The sequence below is a fragment of the Streptomyces sp. WAC06614 genome, from assembly GCF_003949795.1.
GTDB lineage: Bacteria > Actinomycetota > Actinomycetes > Streptomycetales > Streptomycetaceae > Streptomyces.
In genome coordinates this window covers 1-25224 of record NZ_RPRY01000083.1, presented here as the reverse complement: position 1 = coordinate 25224, position 25224 = coordinate 1, and the positions used below count along the sequence as shown (strand labels likewise).

Genomic DNA, 25224 nt, shown 5'->3' with positions numbered 1-25224 from the left:
GCGTTTCGATCACGCCGGCCGACACTACCGCTTCCCGCCGCACCCCCTCCCCACGGCCCCGGGAGGGGCCGTGGGGAGGGGGTGCGGCGGGAAGCGGTAGTGTCGGCCGGCGTGATCGAAACGCTTGTGTGGGTCGCCCTGGGGCTCGGGGTCGTCGGGGTCTACCTCAGTTGGACCGCGGGTCGGCTCGACCGGCTGCACACCCGGATGGACGCCGCCCGCGCGGCGCTCGACGCGCAGCTGCTGCGGCGGGCCTCCGTCGTGCTGGAGGTGGCCACCTCCGGCGTGCTCGACCCCGCCTCCTCCATCGTGCTGTACGAGGCCGCCCACGCCGCCCGCCAGGCCGAGGAGGAGCACCGCGAGGTCGCCGAGAGCGAGCTCAGCCAGGCGCTGCGCGCCGTCTTCGCCGACGCCGACCAGGTCGAGGCCCTGCGTGACGCCCCCGGCGGCGAACAGGCCGCCGACGAGCTCGCCGAGGCGGTCCGGCGGGTGCCGATGGCCCGGCGGTTCCACAACGACGCCGTCCGCGCGGCCCGCGCCCTGCGCCGCCACCGCAAGGTCCGCTGGTTCCGGCTGGCCGGCCACGCCCCGTTCCCGTTGGCCTTCGAGATGGACGACGAACCCCCGGCGCACCTGGCCGACCGGCCCTAGTTGTACCTCAAGGCCAACTCGAAAGGATCCACCGGCTCCAGATTGGCCCTTGCAGTGGACTGGTCCGGGACGGTTTCCTCGGCCGAGTACCAGCCCGAGTACCACCGCGGTACCCGTCTTCCCTTTCGAGTGAGGTCACCCCGTGAGCACGCTTCCGACCACCCCCCAGGCCCCCGAGACCGGCACCGCGCGCGTCAAGCGCGGCATGGCCGAGCAGCTCAAGGGCGGCGTGATCATGGATGTCGTCAACGCCGAGCAGGCGAAGATCGCCGAGGACGCCGGCGCCGTGGCCGTCATGGCCCTGGAGCGGGTCCCGGCCGACATCCGCAAGGACGGCGGCGTCGCCCGCATGTCGGACCCGAACATGATCGAGGAGATCATCGACGCGGTCTCCATCCCGGTCATGGCCAAGTCCCGCATCGGCCACTTCGTCGAGGCCCAGGTCCTGCAGTCCCTCGGCGTCGACTACATCGACGAGTCCGAGGTCCTGACCCCGGCCGACGAGGTCAACCACTCCGACAAGTGGGCCTTCACCACCCCCTTCGTCTGTGGTGCCACCAACCTGGGCGAGGCCCTGCGCCGCATCGCCGAGGGCGCGGCCATGATCCGCTCCAAGGGCGAGGCCGGCACCGGCAACGTCGTCGAGGCCGTCCGCCACCTGCGCCAGATCAAGAACGAGATCGCCAAGCTGCGCGGCTTCGACAACAACGAGCTGTACGCCGCCGCCAAGGAGCTGCGCGCCCCGTACGAGCTCGTCAAGGAGGTCGCCGAGCTCGGCAAGCTCCCGGTCGTGCTGTTCTCCGCCGGCGGCGTCGCCACCCCGGCCGACGCCGCGCTGATGCGCCAGCTCGGCGCCGAGGGCGTCTTCGTCGGCTCCGGCATCTTCAAGTCCGGCGACCCGGCCAAGCGCGCCGCCGCCATCGTGAAGGCCACCACCTTCTACGACGACCCGAAGATCATCGCGGACGCCTCCCGCAACCTGGGCGAGGCCATGGTCGGCATCAACTGCGACACCCTGCCCGAGGCCGAGCGCTACGCGAACCGCGGCTGGTAAGGCGCACCCGAGATGAACAACCCCCCCGTCATCGGCGTTCTGGCCCTCCAGGGCGACGTACGGGAGCACCTGATCGCCCTGGCCGCGGCGGACGCCGTGGCCAGGCCGGTCCGGCGCCCCGAGGAGCTCGCCGAGGTCGACGCCCTGGTCATCCCCGGCGGCGAGTCGACGACCATGTCGAAGCTCGCGGTCCTGTTCGGCATGCTGGAGCCGCTGCGCGCGCGCGTGCGCGCCGGCATGCCGGTCTACGGCACCTGCGCCGGCATGATCATGCTGGCCGACAAGATCCTGGACGGCCGCGAGGACCAGGAGACGCTCGGCGGCATCGACATGATCGTGCGCCGTAACGCTTTCGGGCGGCAGAACGAGTCGTTCGAGGCGAAGATCGACTTCTCCGGCATCGAGGGCGGCCCGGTCGAGGGCGTCTTCATCCGCGCCCCCTGGGTGGAGTCGGTCGGCGCGTCCGCCGAGGTGCTCGCCACGTACGACGGCCACACCGTCGCGGTGCGCCAGGGCAACGTCCTGGCGACCTCCTTCCACCCGGAGCTCACCGGCGACGACCGGGTCCACGCGTACTTCGTCGAGATGGTGCGCGCGGGAGCCTGACCGGACCCCGGTAGGATCAGTGGCGAAACAAGAATGGTTGACGCGAAGGAGAATGGCGGATGTCCGGCCACTCTAAATGGGCTACGACGAAGCACAAGAAGGCCGTGATCGATGCCAAGCGCGGCAAGCTCTTCGCGAAGCTGATCAAGAACATCGAGGTCGCGGCCCGGACCGGCGGCGCCGACCCGGACGGCAACCCGACCCTCTTCGACGCCATCCAGAAGGCCAAGAAGAGCTCGGTCCCGAACAAGAACATCGACAGCGCGGTCAAGCGCGGCGGCGGCCTGGAGGCCGGCGGCGTCGACTACGCGACGATCATGTACGAGGGTTACGGCCCGAACGGTGTCGCGGTGCTCATCGAGTGCCTCACCGACAACCGCAACCGCGCCGCCTCCGACGTGCGCGTCGCCATGACCCGCAACGGTGGCTCGATGGCCGACCCGGGCTCGGTGTCGTACCTGTTCAACCGCAAGGGCGTCGTCGTGCTGCCCAAGGGCGAGCTGACCGAGGACGACGTCCTCGGCGCGGTCCTCGACGCGGGTGCCGAGGAGGTCAACGACCTCGGCGAGAGCTTCGAGATCATCAGCGAGGCCACCGACCTGGTCGCCGTCCGCACCGCGCTCCAGGAGGCCGGCTACGACTACGACTCGGCCGAGTCCAGCTTCGTCCCGACCATGCAGGTCGAGCTCGACGAGGAGGGCGCGCGCAAGATGTTCAAGCTGATCGACGCCCTGGAGGACAGCGACGACGTGCAGAACGTCTTCGCCAACTTCGACGTCTCGGACGAGGTCATGGCGAAGGTCGACGCCTGATCCGTGGTGCCGTGAGCGGGCCGACGGGGGACACGCCCCCGTCGGCCCGCTGCGTTGTCGGTGGCAGGGGATAGCCTGCCGGAACAGGTGCTCGAAGGGAGGGGCGGCGTGCGCGTGCTCGGGGTGGACCCGGGGTTGACCCGGTGCGGCGTCGGGGTGGTCGAGGGCGTGGCCGGCCGTCCCCTGACCATGCTCGGCGTGGGGGTCGTCCGGACGCCCGCCGACGCGGACACCGCCGAGCGGCTGGTCGCCGTCGAGGCCGGCCTGGAGGCCTGGCTCGACGAGCACCGGCCCGAGGTGGTCGCGGTGGAGCGGGTCTTCAGCCAGCACAACGTGCGCACCGTGATGGGCACCGCCCAGGCCAGCGCGGTGGCCATGCTGTGCGCGGCCCGCCGCGGGATACCGGTGGTGCTGCACACCCCCAGCGAGGTCAAGGCCGCCGTCACCGGCAGTGGCCGCGCCGACAAGGCCCAGGTCGGAGCCATGGTGACCCGGCTGCTGCGGCTCGCCGAGCCGCCCCGGCCCGCGGACGCGGCGGACGCCCTGGCCCTCGCCATCTGCCACATCTGGCGGGCCCCCGCCGTCAACCGCCTCCAGCAGGCGGTCGCCCAGCACGCCTCCGCAGCGAAAGGCCGCACCCGATGATCGCCTTCGTGACCGGCCCGGTCGCAGCCGTCAGCCCCACCACCGCCGTGATCGAGGTCGGGGGAGTGGGCATGCTCGTCCAGTGCACCCCGCAGACCATCGCCGGACTGCGCCAGGGCGAGCCGGCGCGGCTCGCCACCTCCCTGGTCGTCCGGGAGGACTCCCTCACCCTGTACGGCTTCGCCGACGACGACGAACGACAGGTCTTCGAGCTGCTGCAGACCGCCAGCGGGGTCGGGCCGCGACTGGCCCAGGCCATGCTCGGGGTGCACACCCCCGACGCGCTGCGGCTCGCGGTCTCCACCGGGGACGAGAAGGCGCTCACGGCCGTGCCCGGCATCGGCAAGAAGGGCGCGCAGAAGCTGCTGCTGGAGCTCAAGGACAAGCTCGGCGCGCCGCTGGGCAGCAGCGGCCTGGTCGGTGCCCAGCGCGCCGCGGCCCAGGGCCCGGCGCCCTGGACCGAGCAGCTCTCCGCCGCGCTGGTCGGACTCGGCTACGCCGCCCGCGAGGCGGAGGAGGCCGTCGCGGCGGTCACCCCGCAGGCCGAGGCCGCCATCGCCTCCGGAGGCTCGGCCCCGGTGCCCCAGCTGCTGCGGGCCGCCCTCCAGACCCTGAACCGGGCCCGGTAGGCCCCGGGGAGGGTCCGGGGGCGCAGCCCCCGGTCGCAGACCACCGCACGACCAACAGGAATGGCAGACCACCGTGAACTGGGACGACGAGACGGACAGCGGCGCCGCCGCCGCGGACGAGCGGCTGGTCGGCGCCGATGCCGGCGGCGACGACCAGGCCGTCGAGGCGGCCCTGCGGCCCAAGGACCTCGGCGAGTTCGTCGGCCAGGAAAAGGTCCGCCAGCAGCTCGACCTCGTCCTCAAGGCGGCCCGGCAGCGCGGGGCCACCGCCGACCACGTCCTGCTCTCCGGCGCGCCCGGACTGGGCAAGACCACCCTCTCCATGATCATCGCGGCCGAGATGGGCGCCCCCATCCGGATCACCTCCGGCCCGGCCATCCAGCACGCCGGCGACCTCGCCGCGATCCTGTCCTCCCTCCAGGAGGGCGAGGTCCTCTTCCTCGACGAGATCCACCGCATGTCCCGGCCCGCCGAGGAGATGCTCTACATGGCGATGGAGGACTTCCGCGTCGACGTGATCGTCGGCAAGGGCCCCGGCGCCACCGCCATCCCGCTGGAGCTGCCGCCCTTCACCCTGGTCGGCGCCACCACCCGGGCCGGCCTGCTGCCCCCGCCGCTGCGCGACCGCTTCGGCTTCACCGGGCACATGGAGTTCTACGCCCCCGAGGAGCTCCAGCGGGTCGTCCACCGCTCCGCCGGACTCCTCGACGTGGAGATCGACCCGGCCGGCGCCGCCGAGATCGCCGGCCGCTCCCGCGGCACCCCGCGCATCGCCAACCGGCTGCTGCGCCGCGTCCGCGACTACGCCCAGGTCAAGGCCGACGGCGTGATCACCCGCGAGGTCGCCGCCAGCGCCCTGCAGGTCTACGAGGTGGACGCGCGCGGCCTGGACCGGCTGGACCGGGCCGTCCTGGAGGCCCTGCTGAAACTGTTCGGCGGCGGCCCGGTGGGCCTGTCCACCCTGGCCGTGGCGGTGGGCGAGGAGCGCGAGACGGTCGAGGAGGTGGCCGAGCCGTTCCTGGTCCGCGAGGGCCTGCTGGCCCGTACCCCGCGCGGGCGGGTGGCCACCCCGGCGGCCTGGGCCCACCTGGGCCTCACGCCCCCGCCGGCCCAGGGCGGTCAGCAGGGCCTCTTCGGGGTCTGACGGCGCGGAGGTTCGCCCCGCCGGGAACGGCGGTGCCATGCTGGGCGTTGTTCCATCGGTGCGGACTCGCCTAGACTCCGCCGATGCCGACCGTACAGGTCGGTGTGCCCACCCCCGTAGAAACAGGCCGCTCTCCTGCGCGGTCGTGCGAAGGATCTTCGTCCCGTGAACAACAGTCTCGTGACTTTCCTCCCGTTCATCGTGCTCATCGGGGCGATGTTCCTGATGACCCGTTCCGCCAAGAAGAAGCAGCAGGCGGCGGCGCAGATGCGGGACCATATGACGCCCGGCACCGGTGTGCGCACGATCGGCGGCATGTACGCCACGGTCAAGGAGGTCAACGACGACACCGTCCTCCTGGAGCTCGCCCCCGGCGTCCACGCGGTGTTCGCCAAGAACGCCATCGGCGCGGTGCTGGAGGACGCGGAGTACAACCGCATCGTCCACGGCACCGAGACGCCCGTCGTGCCCGACGACGCCTCCTCCCTGACCCTCGACAAGGGTGACGAGGCGCCCAAGCTCGACCTGGGCAAGAAGGACGGGGCGGCCGACGGGACCGAGGCCGACGAGACCAAGGACGCCAAGGACACCAAGGGCGACGGCGAGACCGGCGCGAAGTAACGTTCGGCGCGGGACCGTGCGGACGCCGGACCGGCGATCCGCACGGTCCTCGTCCGTCACCGCTACTGCGGGGGGCAGGGGTCCCCACCACACATTCGGGGCCGCCCGCGCCACACATCGAGCGCGCGGGGCGGTTGGACAGGGAGAACAGACAAGGTGGCAGCACCGAAGAAGGGCCGGCGGCCCACGGGGGCTCAGGGGAGGCCGGGGCGCGCCCTGGCATTCATCCTGATCGCGATGGTGGCGCTCACCGCGGGGATGTTCATCTCCGGGCAGACGACTCCTCGGCTGGGCATCGACCTCGCCGGCGGTACGAGCATCACGCTCAAGGCCAAGAGCGAGCCGGGCAAGCCCGACGCGATCAACGAGACCAACATGAACACGGCGGTCGGCATCATCGAGCGCCGTGTCAACGGTCTGGGTGTGTCCGAAGCCGAGGTCCAGACCCAGGGCCGCGACCACATCATCGTGAACATCCCCAAGGGGACGAACGAGAAGCAGGCCCGCGAGCAGGTCGGTACGACGGCGCAGCTCTACTTCCGCCCCGTGCTCCAGGTCGCGGCCGGTGCGCCGGTCCCGCCGGAGACCAGCGGTACGCCGAACCCCTCCGCCACGCCCGGCGCCTCCGGATCGCCGAGCCCGTCCGCGAGCGGCGCGGGCGCCCCCAAGGCCGGCGACGGCAAGAGCCCGTCGGCCACCCCGTCGTCCAGCGCCACTTCGCAGGGCCGCGCCCTGAGCGAGGCCCTCAAGGCCCCGGCCGCGACGGGCTCGCCGAGCCCGTCGGCGAGCGAGTCGAAGAAGGCAGACGACAAGGCGGCCCCCACCCCGACCCCGTCGGGTGCGGACGCCGGCATGGCCGCGCTCCAGGCGAAGTTCGCCGCGCTGGACTGCACCAACCCCGACCAGCGGGCCAACGCGGGCAAGGGCGCCAAGCCCGAGGACCCCACCGTGGCCTGCGGCAAGAACGGTGCCGGCCAGTGGGGCAAGTGGCTGCTCGGCCCGGTCGCCGTCGAGGGCAAGGACGTCAAGGACGCCAAGGGCCAGATCGACCCGCAGCGTGGCATGTGGATCGTCACGATGCAGTTCAACGACAAGGGCGCCGACGCCTTCGCGAAGATCACCGGTGAGCTGGCGGCCAAGCAGTCCCCGCAGAACCAGTTCGCGATCGTGCTCGACGGCGAGGTCGTCTCCGACCCGTACGTGCAGACCGCGCTGACCGGCGGCAGCGCCGAGATCTCCGGCGGCTTCAACCAGCAGTCCGCGCAGGACCTGGGCAACATGCTGTCCTACGGCGCCCTGCCGCTGTCCTTCCAGGAGGACAGCGTCACCACCGTCACCGCCGCGCTCGGCGGCGAGCAGCTGCGGGCCGGCCTGATCGCCGGTGCGATCGGCCTCGCCCTCGTGGTGATCTACCTGCTGGTGTACTACCGGGGCCTGTCCTTCATCGCCATCGTCAGCCTCCTGGTGTCGGCGATCCTGACGTACACGATCATGGCGCTGCTCGGGAAGGGCATCGGCTTCGCGCTGAACCTGCCCGCCGTCTGCGGTGCGATCGTCGCCATCGGTATCACCGCCGACTCCTTCATCGTCTACTTCGAGCGCATCCGGGACGAGATCCGCGAGGGACGCACCCTGCGCCCGGCGGTGGAGCGGGCCTGGCCGCGTGCCCGGCGCACCATCCTGGTCTCCGACTTCGTGTCGTTCCTGGCGGCCGCGGTGCTCTTCATCGTCACCGTCGGCAAGGTGCAGGGCTTCGCGTTCACGCTGGGCCTGACCACCCTGCTCGACGTGGTCGTGGTGTTCTTCTTCACCAAGCCGATCATGACGCTGCTGGCCCGCACGAAGTTCTTCTCCAGCGGTCACCCGTGGTCCGGGCTGGACCCGAAGCGGCTCGGCGCCAAGCCGCCGCTGCGGCGCTCCCGCCGTCCCGTTTCCGCTCCTGTCGACGCAAAGGAGGCGTGAGATGTCGAAGCTCGGTGACATCGGCGCCAAGCTGTACCGCGGTGAGGTCGGCTACGACTTCGTCGGCAAGCGCTTCGTCTGGTACGGCGTCTCCATCCTGATCACCATCACGGCGGCCGTCGCCCTGGCCGTCCAGGGCCTGAACTTCGGCATCGAGTTCAAGGGCGGTGCCGTCTTCACCACGCCGAAGACCTCGGTGTCGGTGAACAAGGCCACCGAGAGCGCCGAGAAGGCCTCCGGCCACCAGGCGATCGTCCAGCAGCTCGGCAACGGCACGCTGCGCATCCAGATCTCCGAGCTGGACACCGCGCAGGCCAACGCCGTGAAGACCAAGCTCGCGGCCGACCTCAAGGTGCCCGAGCAGCAGATCAACGCGGACCTGGTCGGTCCCAGCTGGGGCGAGCAGATCGCCGACAAGGCCTGGACGGGCCTGGGCGTCTTCATGGTGCTCGTGGTGATCTACCTGGCCATCGCCTTCGAGTGGCGGATGGCCGTCGCCGCCCTGATCGCCCTGATCCACGACCTCACCATCACCGTCGGCGTGTACGCGCTGGTCGGCTTCGAGGTCACCCCGGGCACCGTGATCGGTCTGCTGACGATCCTCGGTTACTCGCTCTACGACACCGTCGTCGTCTTCGACGGTCTCAAGGAGTCGACGAAGGACATCACCAAGCAGACCCGCTTCACCTACAGCGAGCTGGCCAACAAGAGCGTCAACGGCACCCTGGTGCGGTCGATCAACACCACGGTCGTCGCCCTGCTGCCGGTCGGCGCCCTGCTGTTCATCGGCGGCGGCCTGCTCGACGCGGGCATGCTCAACGACATCTCGCTGTCGCTGTTCGTCGGCCTCGCCGCCGGTGCGTACTCCTCGATCTTCATCGCGACCCCGCTGGTCGTCGACCTCAAGGAGCGCGAGCCGGCGATGAAGGCCCTGACCAAGCGGGTGCTCGCCAAGCGCGCCAAGGGCGACTCCGACACCGAGGCGGACGGGACGCCCGAGGTCGTGGCCCAGGGCCGCGGCGGCCGGACGACGGGACGCCGCCGGTGAGCGAGGAGATCCTCCAACTGCTGCTCGGCCGGATCAAGGACGTCCCGGACTACCCGGAGCCGGGCGTGATGTTCAAGGACATCACCCCGCTGCTGGCCGACCCGGAGGCCTTCGGGGCCCTGACGGACGCCCTGACCGGGCTGTGCCGCAGCTACGGCGCCACGAAGATCGTCGGCCTGGAGGCCCGCGGCTTCATCCTGGCGGCCCCCGTGGCCGTCCAGGCCCGCGTCGGCTTCGTACCGGTCCGCAAGGCGGGCAAGCTGCCCGGGGCGACCCTGAAGCAGGCGTACGCGCTGGAGTACGGCACGGCCGAGATCGAGGTCCACGCCGAGGACCTGGCACCGGGCGACCGGGTCATGGTCATCGACGACGTCCTGGCCACCGGCGGCACCGCCGAAGCCTCGCTGGAGCTGATCCGGCGGGCCGGTGCCGAGGTCGCGGGCGTCGCGGTCCTGATGGAGCTCGGCTTCCTCGCGGGCCGCGCCCGTCTGGAGCCGGCCCTGTCCGGGGCACCGCTGGACGCGCTGATCGTCGTCTGAGCCCACCCGTACCACCGCAGCGGCGGTCGCCCGGTCCCCGGGCGGCCGCCGCTGCCGCGTTCGGTTGCGGGAGCTGCGTACGGGCCCCGACCACCCGCGTCCGGGCGTGCGTACGTCCACGGGACGACCACGGCGAACACGTCCGCGCCAGGCTCGCTACCATGGTTTATCCGGACCTGACCGGGGCACCGGATCCTCCCCCGGACTCCGCCCGGGGGGACCCCCTGAGGAGCGCTCTTGCCAGACGAGGTCCAGCCACTCTCCGCCGCTCAGCCCGACCCGGCGGACCGGCCCGCCGCGCCCAAGCCGGCGCCCGCGCCGCTCGCGCCGCCGGCCAGGCCCGTGCCGCTCAAGCCGGCCGGTTCGTCCAACCGGGTACGGGCCCGTCTCGCCCGGCTGGGCGTCCAGCGCTCCAATCCGTACAACCCGGTCCTGGAGCCCCTGCTGCGCATAGTCCGCAGCAACGACCCCAAGATCGAGACGGCCACGCTGCGCCAGCTGGAGCACGCCTACCAGGTGGCCGAGCGCTGGCACCGCGGCCAGAAGCGCAAGAGCGGCGACCCGTACATCACCCACCCGCTCGCGGTCACCACCATCCTCGCCGAGCTCGGCATGGACCCCGCCACCCTGATGGCGGGCCTGCTCCACGACACCGTCGAGGACACCGAGTACGGGCTGGAGGACCTGCGCCGCGACTTCGGCGACGCCGTCGCCCTGCTCGTGGACGGCGTCACCAAGCTCGACCGGGTCAAGTTCGGCGAGGCCGCCCAGGCCGAGACCGTCCGCAAGATGGTCGTCGCCATGGCCAAGGACCCCCGGGTCCTGGTCATCAAGCTGGCCGACCGCCTGCACAACATGCGCACCATGCGCTACCTCAAGCGGGAGAAGCAGGAGAAGAAGGCCCGCGAGACCCTGGAGATCTACGCGCCGCTGGCCCACCGCCTCGGCATGAACACGATCAAGTGGGAGCTCGAGGACCTCTCGTTCGCCATCCTCTACCCGAAGATGTACGACGAGATCGTCCGCCTCGTCGCCGAACGGGCGCCCAAGCGCGACGAATACCTCGCCCTGGTCACCGACGAGGTCCAGACCGACCTGCGCGCCGCCCGGATCAAGGCCACCGTCACCGGCCGGCCCAAGCACTACTACAGCGTCTACCAGAAGATGATCGTGCGGGGCCGCGACTTCGCCGAGATCTACGACCTGGTGGGCATCCGCGTCCTGGTGGACACCGTCCGCGACTGCTACGCGGCCCTGGGCACCGTCCACGCCCGCTGGAACCCCGTTCCCGGGCGGTTCAAGGACTACATCGCGATGCCCAAGTTCAACATGTACCAGTCGCTGCACACGACGGTCATCGGGCCCAACGGCAAGCCGGTCGAACTCCAGATCCGCACGTTCGACATGCACCGCCGGGCCGAGTACGGCATCGCCGCGCACTGGAAGTACAAGCAGCAGACCGTCGCCGGCGCCTCCAAGGTGCGCACCGACGTCCCGCAGGCCGCCAAGGGCAGCGCCGGCCAGGACACCGTCAACGACATGGCCTGGCTGCGCCAGCTCCTGGACTGGCAGAAGGAGACCGAGGACCCGGGCGAGTTCCTCGACTCGCTGCGCTTCGACCTCTCCCGCAACGAGGTCTTCGTCTTCACGCCCAAGGGCGACGTCATAGCGCTGCCCGCCGGCGCCACCCCGGTCGACTTCGCCTACGCCGTCCACACCGAGGTCGGGCACCGCACCATAGGGGCCCGGGTCAACGGCCGGCTGGTCCCGCTGGAGTCCACCCTCGACAACGGCGACCTGGTCGAGGTCTTCACCTCCAAGGCCGAGGGCGCCGGCCCGTCCCGCGACTGGCTGGGCTTCGTGAAGTCCCCGCGGGCCCGCAACAAGATCCGCGGCTGGTTCTCCAAGGAACGCCGGGACGAGGCGATCGAGCAGGGCAAGGACGCCATCGCGCGGGCCATGCGCAAGCAGAACCTGCCCATCCAGCGGATCCTCACCGGCGATTCGCTCGTCACGCTCGCCCACGAGATGCGCTACCCCGACATCTCCTCGCTGTACGCGGCGATCGGCGAGGGCCACGTGGCCGCGCAGGGCGTCGTGCAGAAGCTGGTGCAGGCCCTCGGCGGCGAGGAAGCGGCCAACGAGGACATCGAGGAGAGCGTCCCGCCGTCGCGCGGCCGCAAGCGGCGCGGCAGCGCCGACCCGGGCGTGGTCGTCAAGGGCGTCGAGGACGTGTGGGTCAAGCTGGCCCGCTGCTGCACCCCGGTGCCGGGCGACCCGATCATCGGCTTCGTCACCCGCGGCAGTGGCGTATCGGTTCACCGCGCGGACTGCGTCAACGTCGACTCGCTCTCGCAGCAGCCCGAGCGGATCCTCGAGGTCGAGTGGGCACCCACCCAGTCCTCGGTCTTCCTCGTCGCCATCCAGGTCGAGGCCCTGGACCGGTCCCGGCTGCTCTCGGACGTCACCCGGGTGCTGTCCGACCAGCACGTCAACATCCTGTCCGCGGCCGTCCAGACCTCCCGCGACCGGGTCGCCACCTCACGCTTCACCTTCGAGATGGGCGACCCCAAGCACCTGGGCCACGTCCTGAAGGCCGTCCGGGGCGTGGAGGGCGTCTACGACGTCTACCGCGTGACCTCGGCCCGCCGGCCCTGACCCGGCCCCGGGGCCCACGGCCCCGGGGCACGCGAAGGCCCGGTACGCGCACCGCGTACCGGGCCTTCGGCGTGCTCCGCCCAGGGAGTCGGCCGGCTGTCAGCCGCCGAACTCCTCCAGGCCCTTCAGGGCCTGGTCCAGCAGGGCCTGGCGGCCCTCCAGCTCACGGGCGAGCTTGTCGGCCTTGGCGTTGTTGCCCGCCGCGCGCGCCGCGTCGATCTGCGTCCGCAGCTTGTCCACGGCCGCCTGGAGCTGACCGGTCAGCCCCGCCGCACGGGCCCGCGCCTCGGGGTTCGTCCGGCGCCACTCGGCCTCCTCGGCCTCCTGGATCGCCCGCTCGACCGCGTGCATCCGGCCCTCGACCCGCGACCGGGCGTCGCGCGGCACGTGACCGATGGCCTCCCAGCGCTCGTTGACCGAACGGAACGCGGCCCGGGCCGCCTTCAGGTCGGTCACCGGGACGAGCTTCTCGGCCTCCTCGGCCAGCTCCTCCTTCAGCTTGAGGTTCTCCACCTGCTCCGCGTCGCGCTCGGCGAACACCTCGGAACGGGCCGCGAAGAAGATGTCCTGGGCGCCGCGGAAGCGGTTCCACAGGTCGTCCTCGGCCTCGCGCTGGGCCCGGCCGGCCGCCTTCCAGTCCGCCATCAGCTCGCGGTAGCGGGCCGCCGTCGGACCCCAGTCCGTCGACTTCGACAGCGCCTCGGCCTCGGCGACCAGCCGCTCCTTGGTCCGGCGCGCCTCCTCGCGCTGCGCGTCGAGCGACGCGAAGTGCGCCTTGCGGCGCTTGGAGAAGGCCGAGCGGGCGTGCGAGAAGCGGTGCCACAGCTCGTCGTCCGACTTACGGTCCAGGCGCGGCAGACCCTTCCAGGTGTCCACCAGGGCCCGCAGCCGCTCACCGGCCGCCCGCCACTGGTCGCTCTGCGCGAGCTGCTCGGCCTCGTCGACGAGGTCCTCCTTGGCCTTGCGGGCCTCGTCCGTCTGCTTGGCCTTGGCGGCCTTGCGCTCCTCACGGCGCGAGTCCACGCTCGCCACGAGCCGGTCGAGCCGGGTCCGCAGCGCGGCGAGGTCGCCCACCGCGTGGTGCTCGTCGACCTGCGTGCGCAGGTGCTCGATCGCCGTCATCGCGTCCTTGGCGGACAGGTCGGTGGTCCGCACCCGCCGTTCGAGGAGGCCGATCTCGACCACCAGCCCCTCGTACTTGCGCTCGAAGTAGGCCAGGGCCTCCTCGGGGGTGCCCGCCTGCCACGAGCCGACGACCTGCTCGCCATCGGCAGTACGCACGTACACGGTGCCCGTCTCGTCGACGCGGCCCCACGGGTCGCTGCTCACAGCGCCTCCTCCACCTGATGCCTGCGCGGGGGTCCGCCCCCGGGGCATCGTCCACAGTTTCCTGGGGCGGGCAGCGCCCGCCCTGCACAACGCCAACATAGGCGACCGCCGGGCCGGCTGTCCGCATCCCGCACGACGGAATTCCCGGCCCGGCGGTTCACCCGGGGTTTCAGTTCTTGGTGACCGTGCCCTGCTGGACCGTCACCGGGGTCTTGGGCGCCCCGTCCTGGCCGCCGTCGGCGGTGCCCTGCTTGGCGATCTCCTCCAGCACCTTCAGGCCGGCCGCGTCGATCTTGCCGAACGGGGTGTAGGTCGGGGGCAGCGGGCTGTCCTTGTAGACCAGGAAGAACTGGCTGCCGCCCGAGCCGGGACGGCCCGTGTTGGCCATGGCGACCGTGCCGGCAGGGTAGACGACCTGGCCCTGCTCGTTGGGCTTGCCCAGGCCGTCCAGGTTCTCGTCCGGGATGGTGTAGCCGGGGCCGCCGCGGCCGGTGCCCTCGGGGTCGCCGCACTGGAGCACGTAGATGCCCGAGGTGGTCAGCCGGTGGCACTTGGTGTTGTCGAAGTACTTCTTGTCGGCGAGCGACTTGAACGAGTTCACCGTCTGCGGCGTCTTCGCCGCGTCCATCTCGAACGTGATGTCACCCGCACTGGTCTTCAGCGCGAAGGTGTACTTCGCCTTCTGGTCGATCGCCATCGCGGGCGACGGCGACTGCTTCGGCGTGGACGGCGTGGGCGTCGGCGACGGGCTGTCGGCCGCGCCGTCCTTGGTGTCCTTGCCACCGAAGACCCCGCCCACGGCCAGGCCGATCAGCAGCGCGACCACCGCCGCCACCGCGGCGCCGACCACCAGCGCGCGCCGGCGCGCCTTGCTGCGCGCCTCCGCCCGCCGCTTCTGCTGCCGCTCGAACTTCTCCCTGGCGAGCTGACGCCGCCGCTGTTCGCTCGTGGCCACCTGGCTCTCGTCTCCTTGCTCTGTACGACGTACGTCTGTGGGTACATCTGTCCGGGCCCGGACAGGCCGTACCGTATATGGGTTCGCTGTGCGATGAGCCGCGCCGGTAGGCTCTGATCTGCAGCAACCCTCCCGACGGACGACTACCAAAGGACGAACGTGCTGATTGCCGGGTTCCCGGCCGGGGCCTGGGGGACCAACTGCTACCTGGTCGCCCCCGCCGCCGGTGAGGAGTGCGTGATCATCGACCCGGGCCACCAGGCCGCCCAGGGAGTCGAGGAGACGCTCAAGAAGCACCGCCTCAAGCCCGTCGCCGTCGTCCTCACCCACGGCCACCTCGACCACGTGGCCTCGGTTGTCCCGGTGTGCGGCGCGCACGACGTGCCCGCCTGGATCCACCCCGAGGACCGCTACATGATGAGCGACCCGGAGAAGGCCCTGGGACGCTCGATCGGGATGCCGCTGCTGGGCGAGCTCACCGTGGGGGAGCCGGACGACCTCCGGGAGCTGACCGACGCCGCTTCGCTGAAGCTGGCCGGTCTGGACCTCACCGTGGCGCACGCGCCCGGCCATACCAAGGGGTCGGTGACCTTCCGGATGCCGGAGGCCGCGGACGTCCCGTCCGTGCTGTTCTCCGGCGACCTGCTCTTCGCCGGCTCCATCGGACGTACCGACCTGCCCGGTGGCTCCCACGCCGAGATCCTCGACTCGCTGGCCCGCGTGTGCCTGCCGCTCGACGACTCGACCGTGGTGCTCTCCGGCCACGGCCCCCAGACCACCATCGGCCGCGAACGCGTGACCAACCCGTACCTCCGGGAGGTCGCCGCCGGCCTGGGAGCGGACCCGACCGCCGCTCCACGACGAGGAATGTGACGAGAAGTTCCGTGAGCACTTTCAAGGCCCCCAAGGGCACCTACGACCTGATCCCGCCGTTCTCGGCGAAGTACCTGGCGGTCCGCGAGGCCATCTCCGCGCCGCTGCGCACGGCCGGGTACGGCTACGTGGAGACGCCGGGCTTCGAGGACGTCAACCTCTTCGCCCGCGGTGTCGGCGAGTCCACCGACATCGTCTCCAAGGAGATGTACGCCTTCGAGACCAAGGGCGGCGACAAGCTGGCCCTGCGCCCCGAGGGCACCGCGTCGGTGCTGCGCGCGGCGCTGGAGGCCAGCCTGCACAAGCAGGGCAACCTGCCGGTCAAGCTCTGGTACTCCGGCTCGTACTACCGCTACGAGCGCCCGCAGAAGGGCCGCTACAGGCACTTCTCCCAGGTCGGCGCCGAGGCGATCGGCGCCGAGGACCCGGCCCTGGACGCCGAACTGATCATCCTGGCCGACCAGGCCTACCGTTCGCTGGGCCTGGCGAACTTCCGCATCCTGCTGAACTCGCTGGGCGACAAGGAGTGCCGCCCGGTGTACCGGGAGGCCCTCCAGGCCTTCCTGCGCGGGCTGGACCTGGACGAGGAGACGCTGCGCCGGGCCGAGATCAACCCGCTGCGCGTGCTCGACGACAAGCGGCCCGACGTGCAGAAGCAGCTCGTGGACGCGCCGCTGCTGCGCGACTACCTGTGCGACGCCTGCAAGGCGTACCACGAGGAGGTGCGCGCGCTGATCACGGCGGCGGGCGTGGCCTTCGAGGACGACCCGAAGCTGGTGCGCGGGCTGGACTACTACACCCGCACCACCTTCGAGTTCGTGCACGACGGTCTGGGCTCGCAGTCCGCGGTGGGCGGCGGCGGCCGTTACGACGGCCTGTCCGAGATGATCGGCGGCCCGGCGCTGCCGTCCGTGGGCTGGGCCCTGGGCGTGGACCGTACGGTGCTGGCCCTGGAGGCCGAGGGCGTCGAGCTGGACATCCCGGCGACCACCAGCGTGTTCGCCGTGGCGCTCGGCGAGGAGGCCCGCCGGATGCTGTTCGGCAAGGTGGTGGAGCTGCGCAAGGCCGGGGTCGCCACGGACTTCTCCTTCGGCGGCAAGGGCCTCAAGGGCTCGATGAAGGACGCCAACCGCAGCGGTGCCCGCTTCACCGTGGTCGCCGGCGAGCGGGACCTCGCCGAGGGCGTCGTCCAGCTCAAGGACATGGAGTCCGGCGAGCAGACGGCCGTCCCGGTGGACGCGCTGGTCGAGGCGGTCCGCGCGCGCCTCGCGTGACCGGTGCGACCTGTGGGCCCCCCGGGGGCCCACAGGTCCGTACGGCACAATGCACCGCATGACCAAAGCGGGTACGCAAGCGGGTACGGAGACCACGGGCACGGTCGGCGCGAGCCGGGCGTTCGCCTGGCTGCTGGTGATCACGGGGGCCATGGGCCTGCTGGCCGCCTGGGTGATCACGATCGACAAGTTCAAGCTGCTGGAGGACCCGACCTTCGTCCCCGGGTGCAGCCTGAACCCCGTGGTGGCCTGCGGCAACATCATGAAGAGCGAGCAGGCGTCCGCGTTCGGCTTCCCGAACCCCATGCTGGGCCTGGTCAGCTACGGCATCGTCATCTGCGTCGGCATGAGCCTGCTGGCCGGGGCCCGGTTCCGCCGCTGGTACTGGCTGACGTTCAACGCCGGCACCCTCTTCGGCGTGGGGTTCTGCGCCTGGCTGACCTACCAGTCGCTCTACAACATCAACTCCCTGTGCCTGTGGTGCTGCCTGGCCTGGGTCGCGACGATCTTCATGTTCTGGTACGTCACCGCGCACAACGTGCGCGAGGGGCTGCTGCCGGCCCCGGGCTGGCTGCGCGCGTTCCTCGGCGAGTTCGCCTGGGTGCCGCCGGTGCTGCACGTCGGGATCATCGGGATGCTGATCCTCACGCGCTGGTGGGACTTCTGGACCTCCTGACGCCCGGGGTTCCGGCGGGCGGCGGCGTTGTCGGTGCCCTGAACTAGGCTTCAGGACGTGGAGCCCGATCTGTTCACCGCCGCCGCCGAGGACCGCCAGGAGAAGGACCCGGCCAGCACACCGCTGGCCGTGCGGATGCGCCCGCGCACCCTGGACGAGGTCGTCGGCCAGCAGCACCTGCTCCGACCCGGCTCGCCGCTGCGCCGACTGGTCGGCGAGGGCGGGGGCGGCCCGGCCGGCGCGTCGTCGGTGATCCTGTGGGGGCCGCCCGGCACCGGCAAGACCACCCTGGCGTACGTGGTCAGCCAGGCCACGCAGAAGCGGTTCGTGGAGCTGTCCGCGATCACGGCCGGGGTGAAGGAGGTCCGGGCCGTCATCGACGGCGCCCGCCGCGCCGCCGGCGGGTACGGCAAGGAGACCGTCCTCTTCCTCGACGAGATCCACCGCTTCAGCAAGGCCCAGCAGGACTCGCTGCTGCCGGCCGTGGAGAACCGCTGGGTGACGCTGATCGCGGCCACCACCGAGAACCCGTACTTCTCCGTGATCTCCCCGCTGCTGTCCCGCTCGCTGCTGCTGACCCTGGAGCCGCTGACCGACGAGGACCTCTCGGGGCTGCTGCACCGGGCCCTGGCGGAGGAGCGGGGACTGGGCGGGGCGGTGACCCTGGACGAGGACGCCGAGGCCCATCTGCTGCGGATCGCCGGGGGCGACGCCCGCCGGGCGCTGACGGCCCTGGAGGCCGGCGCGGGGGCGGCGATCGCCAAGGGCGAGCCCGGGATCACCCTGGAGACCCTGGAGGAGACGGTCGACCGGGCGGCCGTGCGCTACGACCGGGACGGCGACCAGCACTACGACGTGGCCAGCGCGCTGATCAAGTCGATCCGCGGCTCGGACGTGGACGCCGCCCTGCACTACCTGGCCCGGATGATCGAGGCGGGGGAGGACCCGCGGTTCATCGCCCGCCGGCTGATGATCTCGGCCAGCGAGGACATCGGCCTCGCCGACCCCACCGCCCTGCCGACCGCGGTGGCCGCCGCCCAGGCGGTGGCGATGATCGGCTTCCCGGAGGCGGCGCTGACCCTGTCGCACGCCACGATCGCGCTGGCCCTGGCCCCGAAGTCCAACACGGCCACGACCGCGATCGGTGCCGCCCTGGCCGACGTCCGCGCGGGGCTGGCCGGCCCGGTCCCCGCCCACCTGCGCGACGGGCACTACAAGGGCGCGGCCAAGCTGGGCCACGCCCAGGGGTACGTCTACCCGCACGACGTGCCCGGCGCCATCGCGGCCCAGCAGTACGCGCCGGACGCCCTCCACGGCAAGCGCTACTACGAGCCCACCCGCTACGGCGCCGAGGCGCGGTACGCGGACGTGGTGGAGAAGGTCCGCGCCCGGCTGCGCGGCGACGCCTAGCGCCGGTCCGGTTGCGGGGCCGGCCGGAGCGTCCCCCCGCCGTCCGTGCCGTCCTCAGGAGTCCGAGGCCGCCGCGAAGAGGCTCTGCATCGCCCGGCGCAGTCCGCAGACGTCGGTCACCGGCGTGGGGAAGTCGAAGCGGGCGTCGAAGGTGCCGGCCGCGGCGCCGGTGAAGCGCACCCGCAGGCCGAGCCGGTCCAGGGCCACCGGGACGGCGTCGAGGTCGGCGGCCCGGGGGCCGAGCAGCCCGCACAGCTCGCGCACCCGGTCCCCGTGGGCGGCGGCCAGGTGCTGGAGGACCTCGGTCTCGTGCGCCACCAGCGGGTCGGGCTCGGTGGTCCCGAGCGCCTCGGGGTCCACGTGCTCGGCGCCCCACAGGTCGTCCACGGTGATCTCGCCGACCTCCAGCCGCAGCAGCGTCCAGGCGGGCCGGCCGGTGTCGTCCAGGGCCTCCAGGGTGCCCAGCAGCTCGCCCACCGGGTGCCGCTCGGCCAGCAGCGCGGCGCAGGTCTCCCGCTCGGCGCCGCGTACGGGGGTCAGCCAGCCCGCGAGCCAGGCGCGGCCCCGGATACGATGGGGCACGGACACCGGCGCCACATCCGTGATCTCGATCACCGCTGTGAGGTCGTCGTCCTGGGCGTGAGCGGCTGCCCTGGCGGCCGCGGATTCCCCTGGTACCAGGAGGAGCACGTCCCCGTCCGGGGTGACGGTCCGCGCGGCCGGCATCCCCGTCCCGAACTCCTCCGGGTACCTCGTGTCACGAGCACCCGGCAACGTGAGGGATACTGAGGCGTTGGACTCTACGAGGGTTCGTACGCGTTCGGCTCCGGTGAGCTGTCGAACGCCTTCCCTGGGACGCGGCTGACCTTGCCTACCGTCGTCGCAAGCGGACGTGGATCGTTTCTCGTCCGAACTGCGGTGCGCACTGGGCAGGGAGATCCCATGTGGTCGAGACATTACGTCCTCCTCGAATAAGGTAAGGCTCACCTAACTTACATGGAGGTAGGTTCCACGTGAACCAGGCACGACCCAAGGTCAAGAAGTCGCGTGCGCTCGGCATCGCCCTGACGCCGAAGGCCGTCAAGTACTTCGAGGCTCGCCCCTACCCGCCGGGTGAGCACGGCCGTGGCCGCAAGCAGACCTCGGACTACAAGGTCCGTCTGCTGGAGAAGCAGCGCCTGCGCGCTCAGTACGACATCTCCGAGAAGCAGATGGCCCGCGCGTACGACCGCGCGAAGAAGGCCGAGGGCAAGACGGGCGAGGCGCTCGTCGTCGAGCTCGAGCGTCGCCTCGACGCCCTGGTGCTGCGTTCGGGCATCGCCCGCACCATCTACCAGGCCCGCCAGATGGTCGTTCACGGCCACATCGAGGTCAACGGCGGCAAGGTGGACAAGCCGTCCTTCCGCGTCCGTCCCGACGACGTCGTGACCGTGCGCGAGCGCTCCCGCGAGAAGCACCCCTTCCAGGTCGCCCGTGAGGGTGGCTACGCGGGCGAGGGCGAGACCCCCCGTTACCTGCAGGTCAACCTGAAGGCCCTGGCGTTCCGCCTGGACCGCGACCCGCAGCGCAAGGAGATCCCCGTGATCTGCGACGAGCAGCTCGTCGTCGAGTACTACGCCCGCTGATCCTCCGGCCGGCGTAGCCTCACAGGCTGTTCCGCGAGCCCGTCACCCCGTCCGGGGTGGCGGGCTCGCCGCGTCCGTGTGCGGACCCCACGGTCCCCGCGGTCCGCGCCCGCCGGGCCCGGAATTCGGGTACGGCGGCCCGCCCCCGGCGCGATAGGGTCGGGGGAAGACTTTTTCTCTGTGCAGGGAGCGGTGCAACGTGTCCGGTGGAGAGGTGGCCGGGATCCTCGTGGCCGTCTTCTGGGCGATCCTGGTCTCGTTCCTCGCGGTGGTGCTGGTGAGGCTGGCCCAGACCCTCAAGGCGACCACCAAGCTGGTGGCCGACGTGACCGAGCAGGCCGTCCCGCTGCTCGCGGACGCCTCCACCACGGTCCGCTCGGCCCGCACCCAGCTCGACCGCGTCGACGCGATCACCAGCGACGTCCAGGAGGTCACCTCCAACGCCTCCGCGCTCTCCTCCACCGTCGCCTCCACCTTCGGCGGGCCCCTGGTGAAGGTCGCCGCGTTCGGCTACGGCGTGCGCAAGGCACTGGGCCGTTCGGAGGACGTGCCGTCCCGCTCCGGGCGTCGTACTGTGATCGTCGGCCGCTCCGTTCCGGCCGCCCGTTCCTCCGCCGCCCGCACCGGCTGGCGCCGCAAGCAGAAGGACTGACCAAGCGATGTTCCGCCGCACCTTCTGGTTCACCGCAGGCGCCGCCGCCGGCGTGTGGGCCACCACCAAGGTCAACCGCAAGCTGAAGCAGCTGACCCCCGAGAGCCTGGCCGCGCGCGGCGTGGACAAGGCCATCGAGGCGGGCCACCGCGTGAAGGACTTCGCCCTCGACGTCCGCTCGGGAATGCTCCAGCGCCAGGACGAGCTGAACGACGCACTGGGCCTGACCCAGGATCCCGACCGGCCGGACAACGTGCGCGCCCTGCCGGCGCCGCGCCGGCAGCGGGCCATCGAGCCCCACCAGAACCACCGACCGAACTTTTCGTACAACCGGAATGAGGACCACTGATGGAGTCGGCTGAGATTCGCCGCCGCTGGCTGAGCTTCTTCGAGGAGCGCGGTCACACCGTCGTCCCTTCGGCGTCGCTCATCGCGGACGACCCGACTCTGCTGCTGGTCAACGCGGGCATGGTCCCGTTCAAGCCGTACTTCCTCGGTGAGACCAAGCCGCCGGCCCCCCGCGCGACCAGCGTGCAGAAGTGCGTGCGCACCCCGGACATCGAAGAGGTCGGCAAGACCACCCGCCACGGCACGTTCTTCCAGATGTGCGGCAACTTCTCCTTCGGCGACTACTTCAAGGAAGGAGCCATCAAGTACGCCTGGGAGCTGCTCACCACCCCCCAGGACAAGGGTGGCTACGGCCTGGAGCCGGAGAAGCTGTGGATCACCGTCTACCTCGACGACGACGAGGCCGAGACGATCTGGCGTGACGTGATCGGCGTCCCCGCCGAGCGCATCCAGCGCCTGGGCAAGAAGGACAACTTCTGGTCCATGGGCGTCCCCGGCCCGTGCGGACCCTGCTCCGAGATCAACTACGACCGTGGCCCGGAGTTCGGCGTCGAGGGCGGCCCGGCCGTCAACGACGAGCGGTACGTGGAGATCTGGAACCTGGTCTTCATGCAGTACGAGCGCGGCGCCGGCGAGGGCAAGGAGGACTTCCCGATCCTCGGCGACCTGCCCTCCAAGAACATCGACACCGGTCTCGGCCTCGAACGCCTGGCGATGATCCTCCAGGGCGTGCAGAACATGTACGAGACCGACACCCTGCGCGTGGTCATGGACAAGGCCACCGAGCTGACCGGGGTCCGCTACGGCGCCGCCAAGGACACCGACGTCTCGATGCGCGTGGTCGCCGACCACATGCGCACCTCCGTCATGCTCATCGGCGACGGCGTCACCCCCGGCAACGAGGGCCGCGGCTACGTCCTGCGCCGCATCATGCGCCGCGCCATCCGCAACATGCGCCTCATGGGCGCCACCGGCCCCGTGGTCCAGGACCTCCTCGACGTCGTCATCGACACGATGGGCCAGCAGTACCCGGAGCTCGTCACCGACCGCAAGCGCATCGAGACCGTCGCCCTCGCCGAGGAGGCCGCGTTTCTCAAGGCCCTCAAGGGCGGCACCAACATCCTCGACACCGCCGTGACCGAGACCAAGGCCGCCGGCGGCACGGTCCTCTCCGGCGACAAGGCGTTCCTGCTCCACGACACCTGGGGCTTCCCGATCGACCTCACCCTGGAGATGGCCGCCGAGCAGGGCCTCACCGTGGACGAGCCCGGGTTCCGCCGCCTGATGCAGGAACAGCGTGACCGCGCCAAGGCCGACGCCAAGGCCAAGAAGACCGGCCACGCCGACGTCTCCGCCTACCGCGAGATCGCCGACGGCGCCGGCGCCACCGAGTTCACCGGGTACGCCACCGACCAGGGGGAGGCCACCGTCGTCGGCCTGCTCGTCAACGGCGTCTCCTCGCCGGCCGCAACCGAGGGCGACGAGGTCGAGGTCGTCCTCGACCGCACCCCGTTCTACGCCGAGGGCGGCGGCCAGCTCGCCGACCAGGGCCGGATCAAGCTCGACACCGGGGCCGTGATCCAGGTCCGCGACGTGCAGCAGCCGGTGCCGGGCGTGTCCGTGCACAAGGGCACGGTGCAGGTCGGCGAGGTGACCGTGGGCGCCTCCGCCTACGCCGCCATCGACGTCCGGCGCCGCCGGGCCATCGCCCGGGCCCATTCGGCCACCCACCTGACCCACCAGGCGCTGCGCGACGCCCTCGGCCCGACGGCCGCCCAGGCCGGTTCCGAGAACAGCCCCGGCCGCTTCCGCTTCGACTTCGGCTCGCCGAACGCCGTCCCCGGCACGGTCCTCACCGACGTCGAGCAGAAGATCAACGACGTGCTCTCCCGCGAGCTCGACGTGACCGCCGAGATCATGAGCATCGACGAGGCCAAGAAGCAGGGCGCCATCGCCGAGTTCGGCGAGAAGTACGGCGAGCAGGTCCGCGTGGTGACCATCGGCGACTTCTCCAAGGAGCTGTGCGGCGGCACCCACGTGGCCAACACCAGCCAGCTCGGCCTGGTGAAGCTGCTCGGCGAGTCCTCCATCGGCTCCGGCGTGCGCCGCGTCGAGGCCCTCGTCGGCGTGGACGCGTACAACTTCCTGGCCAAGGAGCACACGGTCGTCGCCCAACTCCAGGAGCTGGTCAAGGGCCGTCCCGAGGAGCTGCCGGAGAAGATCGCCGCCATGCTCGGCAAGCTGAAGGACGCCGAGAAGGAGATCGAGAAGTTCCGCGCGGAGAAGGTCCTGCAGGCCGCCGCCGGTCTCGCCGAGAACGCCCAGGACATCCACGGGGTCGCCCTCGTGGTCGGCCAGGTGCCGGACGGTACCGGCGCCGACGACCTGCGCAAGCTGGTCCTCGACGTCCGCGGCCGCATCCCGGGCGACCGCCCGGCCGTCGTGGCCCTGTTCACCGTGGCCAACGGGCGCCCGCTCACCGTCATCGCCACCAACGAGGCGGCCCGCGAGCGCGGCCTCAAGGCCGGTGACCTGGTGCGCACCGCCGCCAAGACCCTCGGCGGCGGCGGTGGCGGCAAGCCCGACGTGGCCCAGGGCGGCGGCCAGAACCCGGCCGCCGTGCCGGAGGCCATCGCCGCGGTCGAGCGGCTCGTCGTAGAGACGGCCTGACACCATGGCGCTGCGCCGCGGCCGACGCCTGGCGATCGATGTCGGTGACGCCCGGATCGGGGTCGCCTCGTGCGACCCCGACGGGGTGCTCGCCACGCCGGTGGAGACCGTGCCGGGACGTGACGTCCCGGCCGCCCACCGGCGGCTGCGCCTGCTGGTCGAGGAGTACGAACCGCTGGAGGTGGTGGTCGGCCTGCCGCGCTCGCTGAGCGGGCGCGAAGGGCCGGCCGCGGCCAAGGTGCGGGCCTTCGCCGGGGAGCTGGCGAAGGGCATCAAGCCGGTGCCGGTGCGCCTGGTCGACGAGCGGATGACCACGGTCACGGCCGCCCAGGGGCTACGGGCCTCGGGGAAGAACGCCAAGAAGGGCCGGGCGGTCATCGACCAGGCCGCGGCGGTGATCATCCTGCAAAACGCTCTTGAGACCGAACGGGTATCAGGTAATCCGCCCGGTGAGTGCGTCGAAGTGGTCATCTGATCGCGATACGGTAACGTTCCGCGCGATGTGGCGGCATTTCGAACAGCCGTCGGCTCTTCGACGCGGCGCACTAGGGGATCGATGACTGAGTATGGACGGGGCCAGGCCCCCGAACCGTGGCACCCCGAGGACCCGTTGTACGGGGACCCGGGGTGGCAGGGACAGCAGGTCCCGCAGCACTATCCCCAGGAACCGCAGTACCAGCAGCACGCCATGTCGCACATGCAACACCCGCAGCACGAGCAACATCAGCCGTACCCGCAGCAGCCGCACGCGCAGCACCCGCAGCAGTATGCCCAGGGGTACGCCCCGCACGCCGGGGACCACACCGGGTCCTCCCCGCAGTACCCGCAGCAGTACCTGGACCCGCACCTCCAGCAGCCGGCCCCGCAGCAGACCTACGGCGGACAGGCCTGGGATACCGGTCAGATGATCGGCCAGGCCGCCCGAGCGGCTGGACGAGGGCGTGCGGCGGCTGGCCGCCGCCTTCCACGACGGGGTCCCGCTGGCGCCGGCGGTGGACCGGCCGCACTGGGTCGCCTAGCCGCGGGGCGCGGGCCGCCCGGCC

General features: G+C 71.5%; 24 protein-coding genes and 1 pseudogene. 22 read left to right on the top strand and 3 right to left on the bottom strand.

The window, feature by feature from the left end; genetic code table 11:
* The first annotated feature begins 111 nt into the window (after positions 1–111).
* The 12 genes from EF918_RS14155 (at position 112) to EF918_RS14100 (ending at position 12369) form a co-directional block, all read left to right on the top strand.
* Positions 112–651 (top strand): hypothetical protein, encoded by a 540-nt coding sequence (locus EF918_RS14155; protein WP_125645477.1) that lies wholly within the window; start codon positions 112–114, stop codon positions 649–651.
* 142 nt (positions 652–793) lie between these two features.
* Positions 794–1705, top strand: a complete 912-nt coding sequence (gene pdxS, locus EF918_RS14150; RefSeq protein ID WP_125645475.1) for a pyridoxal 5'-phosphate synthase lyase subunit PdxS — start codon at positions 794–796, stop codon at positions 1703–1705.
* A gap of 12 nt (positions 1706–1717) precedes the next feature.
* Positions 1718–2311, top strand: a complete 594-nt coding sequence (pdxT, locus tag EF918_RS14145) for a pyridoxal 5'-phosphate synthase glutaminase subunit PdxT (RefSeq protein ID WP_125645473.1) — start codon at positions 1718–1720, stop codon at positions 2309–2311.
* 59 nt (positions 2312–2370) lie between these two features.
* A complete protein-coding gene (locus tag EF918_RS14140; RefSeq protein WP_125645471.1) occupies positions 2371–3123 on the top strand; it encodes a YebC/PmpR family DNA-binding transcriptional regulator in 753 nt (250 codons plus the stop codon).
* Between the two features lie 108 nt (positions 3124–3231).
* Positions 3232–3768 carry a crossover junction endodeoxyribonuclease RuvC gene (gene ruvC / locus EF918_RS14135; RefSeq protein ID WP_125645469.1) on the top strand — a complete coding sequence of 179 codons (537 nt, stop codon included), beginning with the start codon at positions 3232–3234 and terminating at the stop codon, positions 3766–3768.
* Entirely contained in the window at positions 3765–4397 is a 633-nt protein-coding gene (gene ruvA, locus EF918_RS14130; RefSeq protein ID WP_125645467.1) for a Holliday junction branch migration protein RuvA, read from the top strand. Before ruvC ends, ruvA begins: the two co-directional genes overlap by 4 nt.
* A gap of 73 nt (positions 4398–4470) precedes the next feature.
* Entirely contained in the window at positions 4471–5541 is a 1071-nt protein-coding gene (ruvB, locus tag EF918_RS14125; RefSeq protein ID WP_125645465.1) for a Holliday junction branch migration DNA helicase RuvB, read from the top strand.
* 165 nt (positions 5542–5706) lie between these two features.
* Positions 5707–6162 (top strand): preprotein translocase subunit YajC, encoded by a 456-nt coding sequence (gene yajC / locus EF918_RS14120; RefSeq protein ID WP_260610180.1) that lies wholly within the window; start codon positions 5707–5709, stop codon positions 6160–6162.
* Positions 6163–6318: 156 nt separating this feature from the next.
* Positions 6319–8124, top strand: coding sequence for a protein translocase subunit SecD (secD, locus tag EF918_RS14115; protein WP_125645463.1), 1806 nt, complete (start codon positions 6319–6321; stop codon positions 8122–8124).
* A gap of 1 nt (position 8125) precedes the next feature.
* Complete coding sequence (gene secF, locus EF918_RS14110; protein ID WP_125645461.1) at positions 8126–9172, top strand: protein translocase subunit SecF; 1047 nt, start codon at positions 8126–8128, stop codon at positions 9170–9172.
* Positions 9169–9711, top strand: a complete 543-nt coding sequence (locus EF918_RS14105) for an adenine phosphoribosyltransferase (protein WP_125645459.1) — start codon at positions 9169–9171, stop codon at positions 9709–9711. The genes secF and EF918_RS14105 overlap by 4 nt, the downstream gene beginning before the upstream one ends.
* 237 nt (positions 9712–9948) lie before the next feature.
* Complete coding sequence (locus tag EF918_RS14100) at positions 9949–12369, top strand: bifunctional (p)ppGpp synthetase/guanosine-3',5'-bis(diphosphate) 3'-pyrophosphohydrolase (RefSeq protein WP_125645457.1); 2421 nt, start codon at positions 9949–9951, stop codon at positions 12367–12369.
* Between the two features lie 99 nt (positions 12370–12468).
* On the opposite strand, the gene EF918_RS14095 is transcribed toward EF918_RS14100, so the two are convergent.
* Together EF918_RS14095 and EF918_RS14090 are read right to left on the bottom strand one after the other, a co-directional pair.
* The gene (locus EF918_RS14095; protein ID WP_125645454.1) at positions 12469–13698 is read right to left on the bottom strand and encodes a DUF349 domain-containing protein; all 1230 of its coding nucleotides are present in this window, start codon (positions 13696–13698) and stop codon (positions 12469–12471) included.
* 169 nt (positions 13699–13867) lie between these two features.
* The gene (locus EF918_RS14090) at positions 13868–14653 is read right to left on the bottom strand and encodes a peptidylprolyl isomerase (RefSeq protein ID WP_125645452.1); all 786 of its coding nucleotides are present in this window, start codon (positions 14651–14653) and stop codon (positions 13868–13870) included.
* Positions 14654–14812: 159 nt separating this feature from the next.
* On the opposite strand from EF918_RS14090, the gene EF918_RS14085 reads away from it, so the two are divergent.
* Genes EF918_RS14085 through EF918_RS14070 form a run of 4 tightly spaced genes read left to right on the top strand, consistent with a single transcriptional unit; the run spans position 14813 to position 18886 of the window.
* Entirely contained in the window at positions 14813–15526 is a 714-nt protein-coding gene (locus EF918_RS14085; RefSeq protein WP_125645450.1) for an MBL fold metallo-hydrolase, read from the top strand.
* Between the two features lie 11 nt (positions 15527–15537).
* On the top strand, positions 15538–16800 hold the full coding sequence (gene hisS, locus EF918_RS14080; protein WP_125645448.1) for a histidine--tRNA ligase: 1263 nt from the start codon (positions 15538–15540) through the stop codon (positions 16798–16800).
* Positions 16801–16858: 58 nt separating this feature from the next.
* Positions 16859–17476, top strand: a complete 618-nt coding sequence (locus EF918_RS14075; RefSeq protein WP_125645446.1) for a vitamin K epoxide reductase family protein — start codon at positions 16859–16861, stop codon at positions 17474–17476.
* Between the two features lie 57 nt (positions 17477–17533).
* On the top strand, positions 17534–18886 hold the full coding sequence (locus tag EF918_RS14070) for a replication-associated recombination protein A (RefSeq protein ID WP_125645444.1): 1353 nt from the start codon (positions 17534–17536) through the stop codon (positions 18884–18886).
* Positions 18887–18940: 54 nt separating this feature from the next.
* Here EF918_RS14070 and EF918_RS14065 read toward each other — a convergent pair whose 3' ends face one another.
* Positions 18941–19612 carry a DUF2470 domain-containing protein gene (locus tag EF918_RS14065; protein WP_260610178.1) on the bottom strand — a complete coding sequence of 224 codons (672 nt, stop codon included), beginning with the start codon at positions 19610–19612 and terminating at the stop codon, positions 18941–18943.
* A gap of 287 nt (positions 19613–19899) precedes the next feature.
* Between EF918_RS14065 and rpsD the strand changes: the two genes are divergently transcribed.
* From rpsD to EF918_RS37680, 6 genes and pseudogenes are all read left to right on the top strand, one after another.
* Complete coding sequence (rpsD, locus tag EF918_RS14060; protein ID WP_125645440.1) at positions 19900–20511, top strand: 30S ribosomal protein S4; 612 nt, start codon at positions 19900–19902, stop codon at positions 20509–20511.
* A 199-nt stretch (positions 20512–20710) separates the two neighbouring features.
* Entirely contained in the window at positions 20711–21163 is a 453-nt protein-coding gene (locus EF918_RS14055) for a DUF948 domain-containing protein (RefSeq protein ID WP_125645438.1), read from the top strand.
* A 7-nt stretch (positions 21164–21170) separates the two neighbouring features.
* The gene (locus EF918_RS14050; protein WP_125645436.1) at positions 21171–21512 is read left to right on the top strand and encodes a hypothetical protein; all 342 of its coding nucleotides are present in this window, start codon (positions 21171–21173) and stop codon (positions 21510–21512) included.
* The gene (gene alaS, locus EF918_RS14045; protein ID WP_125645434.1) at positions 21512–24181 is read left to right on the top strand and encodes an alanine--tRNA ligase; all 2670 of its coding nucleotides are present in this window, start codon (positions 21512–21514) and stop codon (positions 24179–24181) included. The genes EF918_RS14050 and alaS overlap by 1 nt, the downstream gene beginning before the upstream one ends.
* Positions 24182–24185: 4 nt before the next feature.
* On the top strand, positions 24186–24656 hold the full coding sequence (ruvX, locus tag EF918_RS14040; RefSeq protein WP_125645432.1) for a Holliday junction resolvase RuvX: 471 nt from the start codon (positions 24186–24188) through the stop codon (positions 24654–24656).
* Positions 24657–24737: 81 nt separating this feature from the next.
* A pseudogene (locus EF918_RS37680) lies at positions 24738–25224 on the top strand (hypothetical protein); the annotation flags it as partial.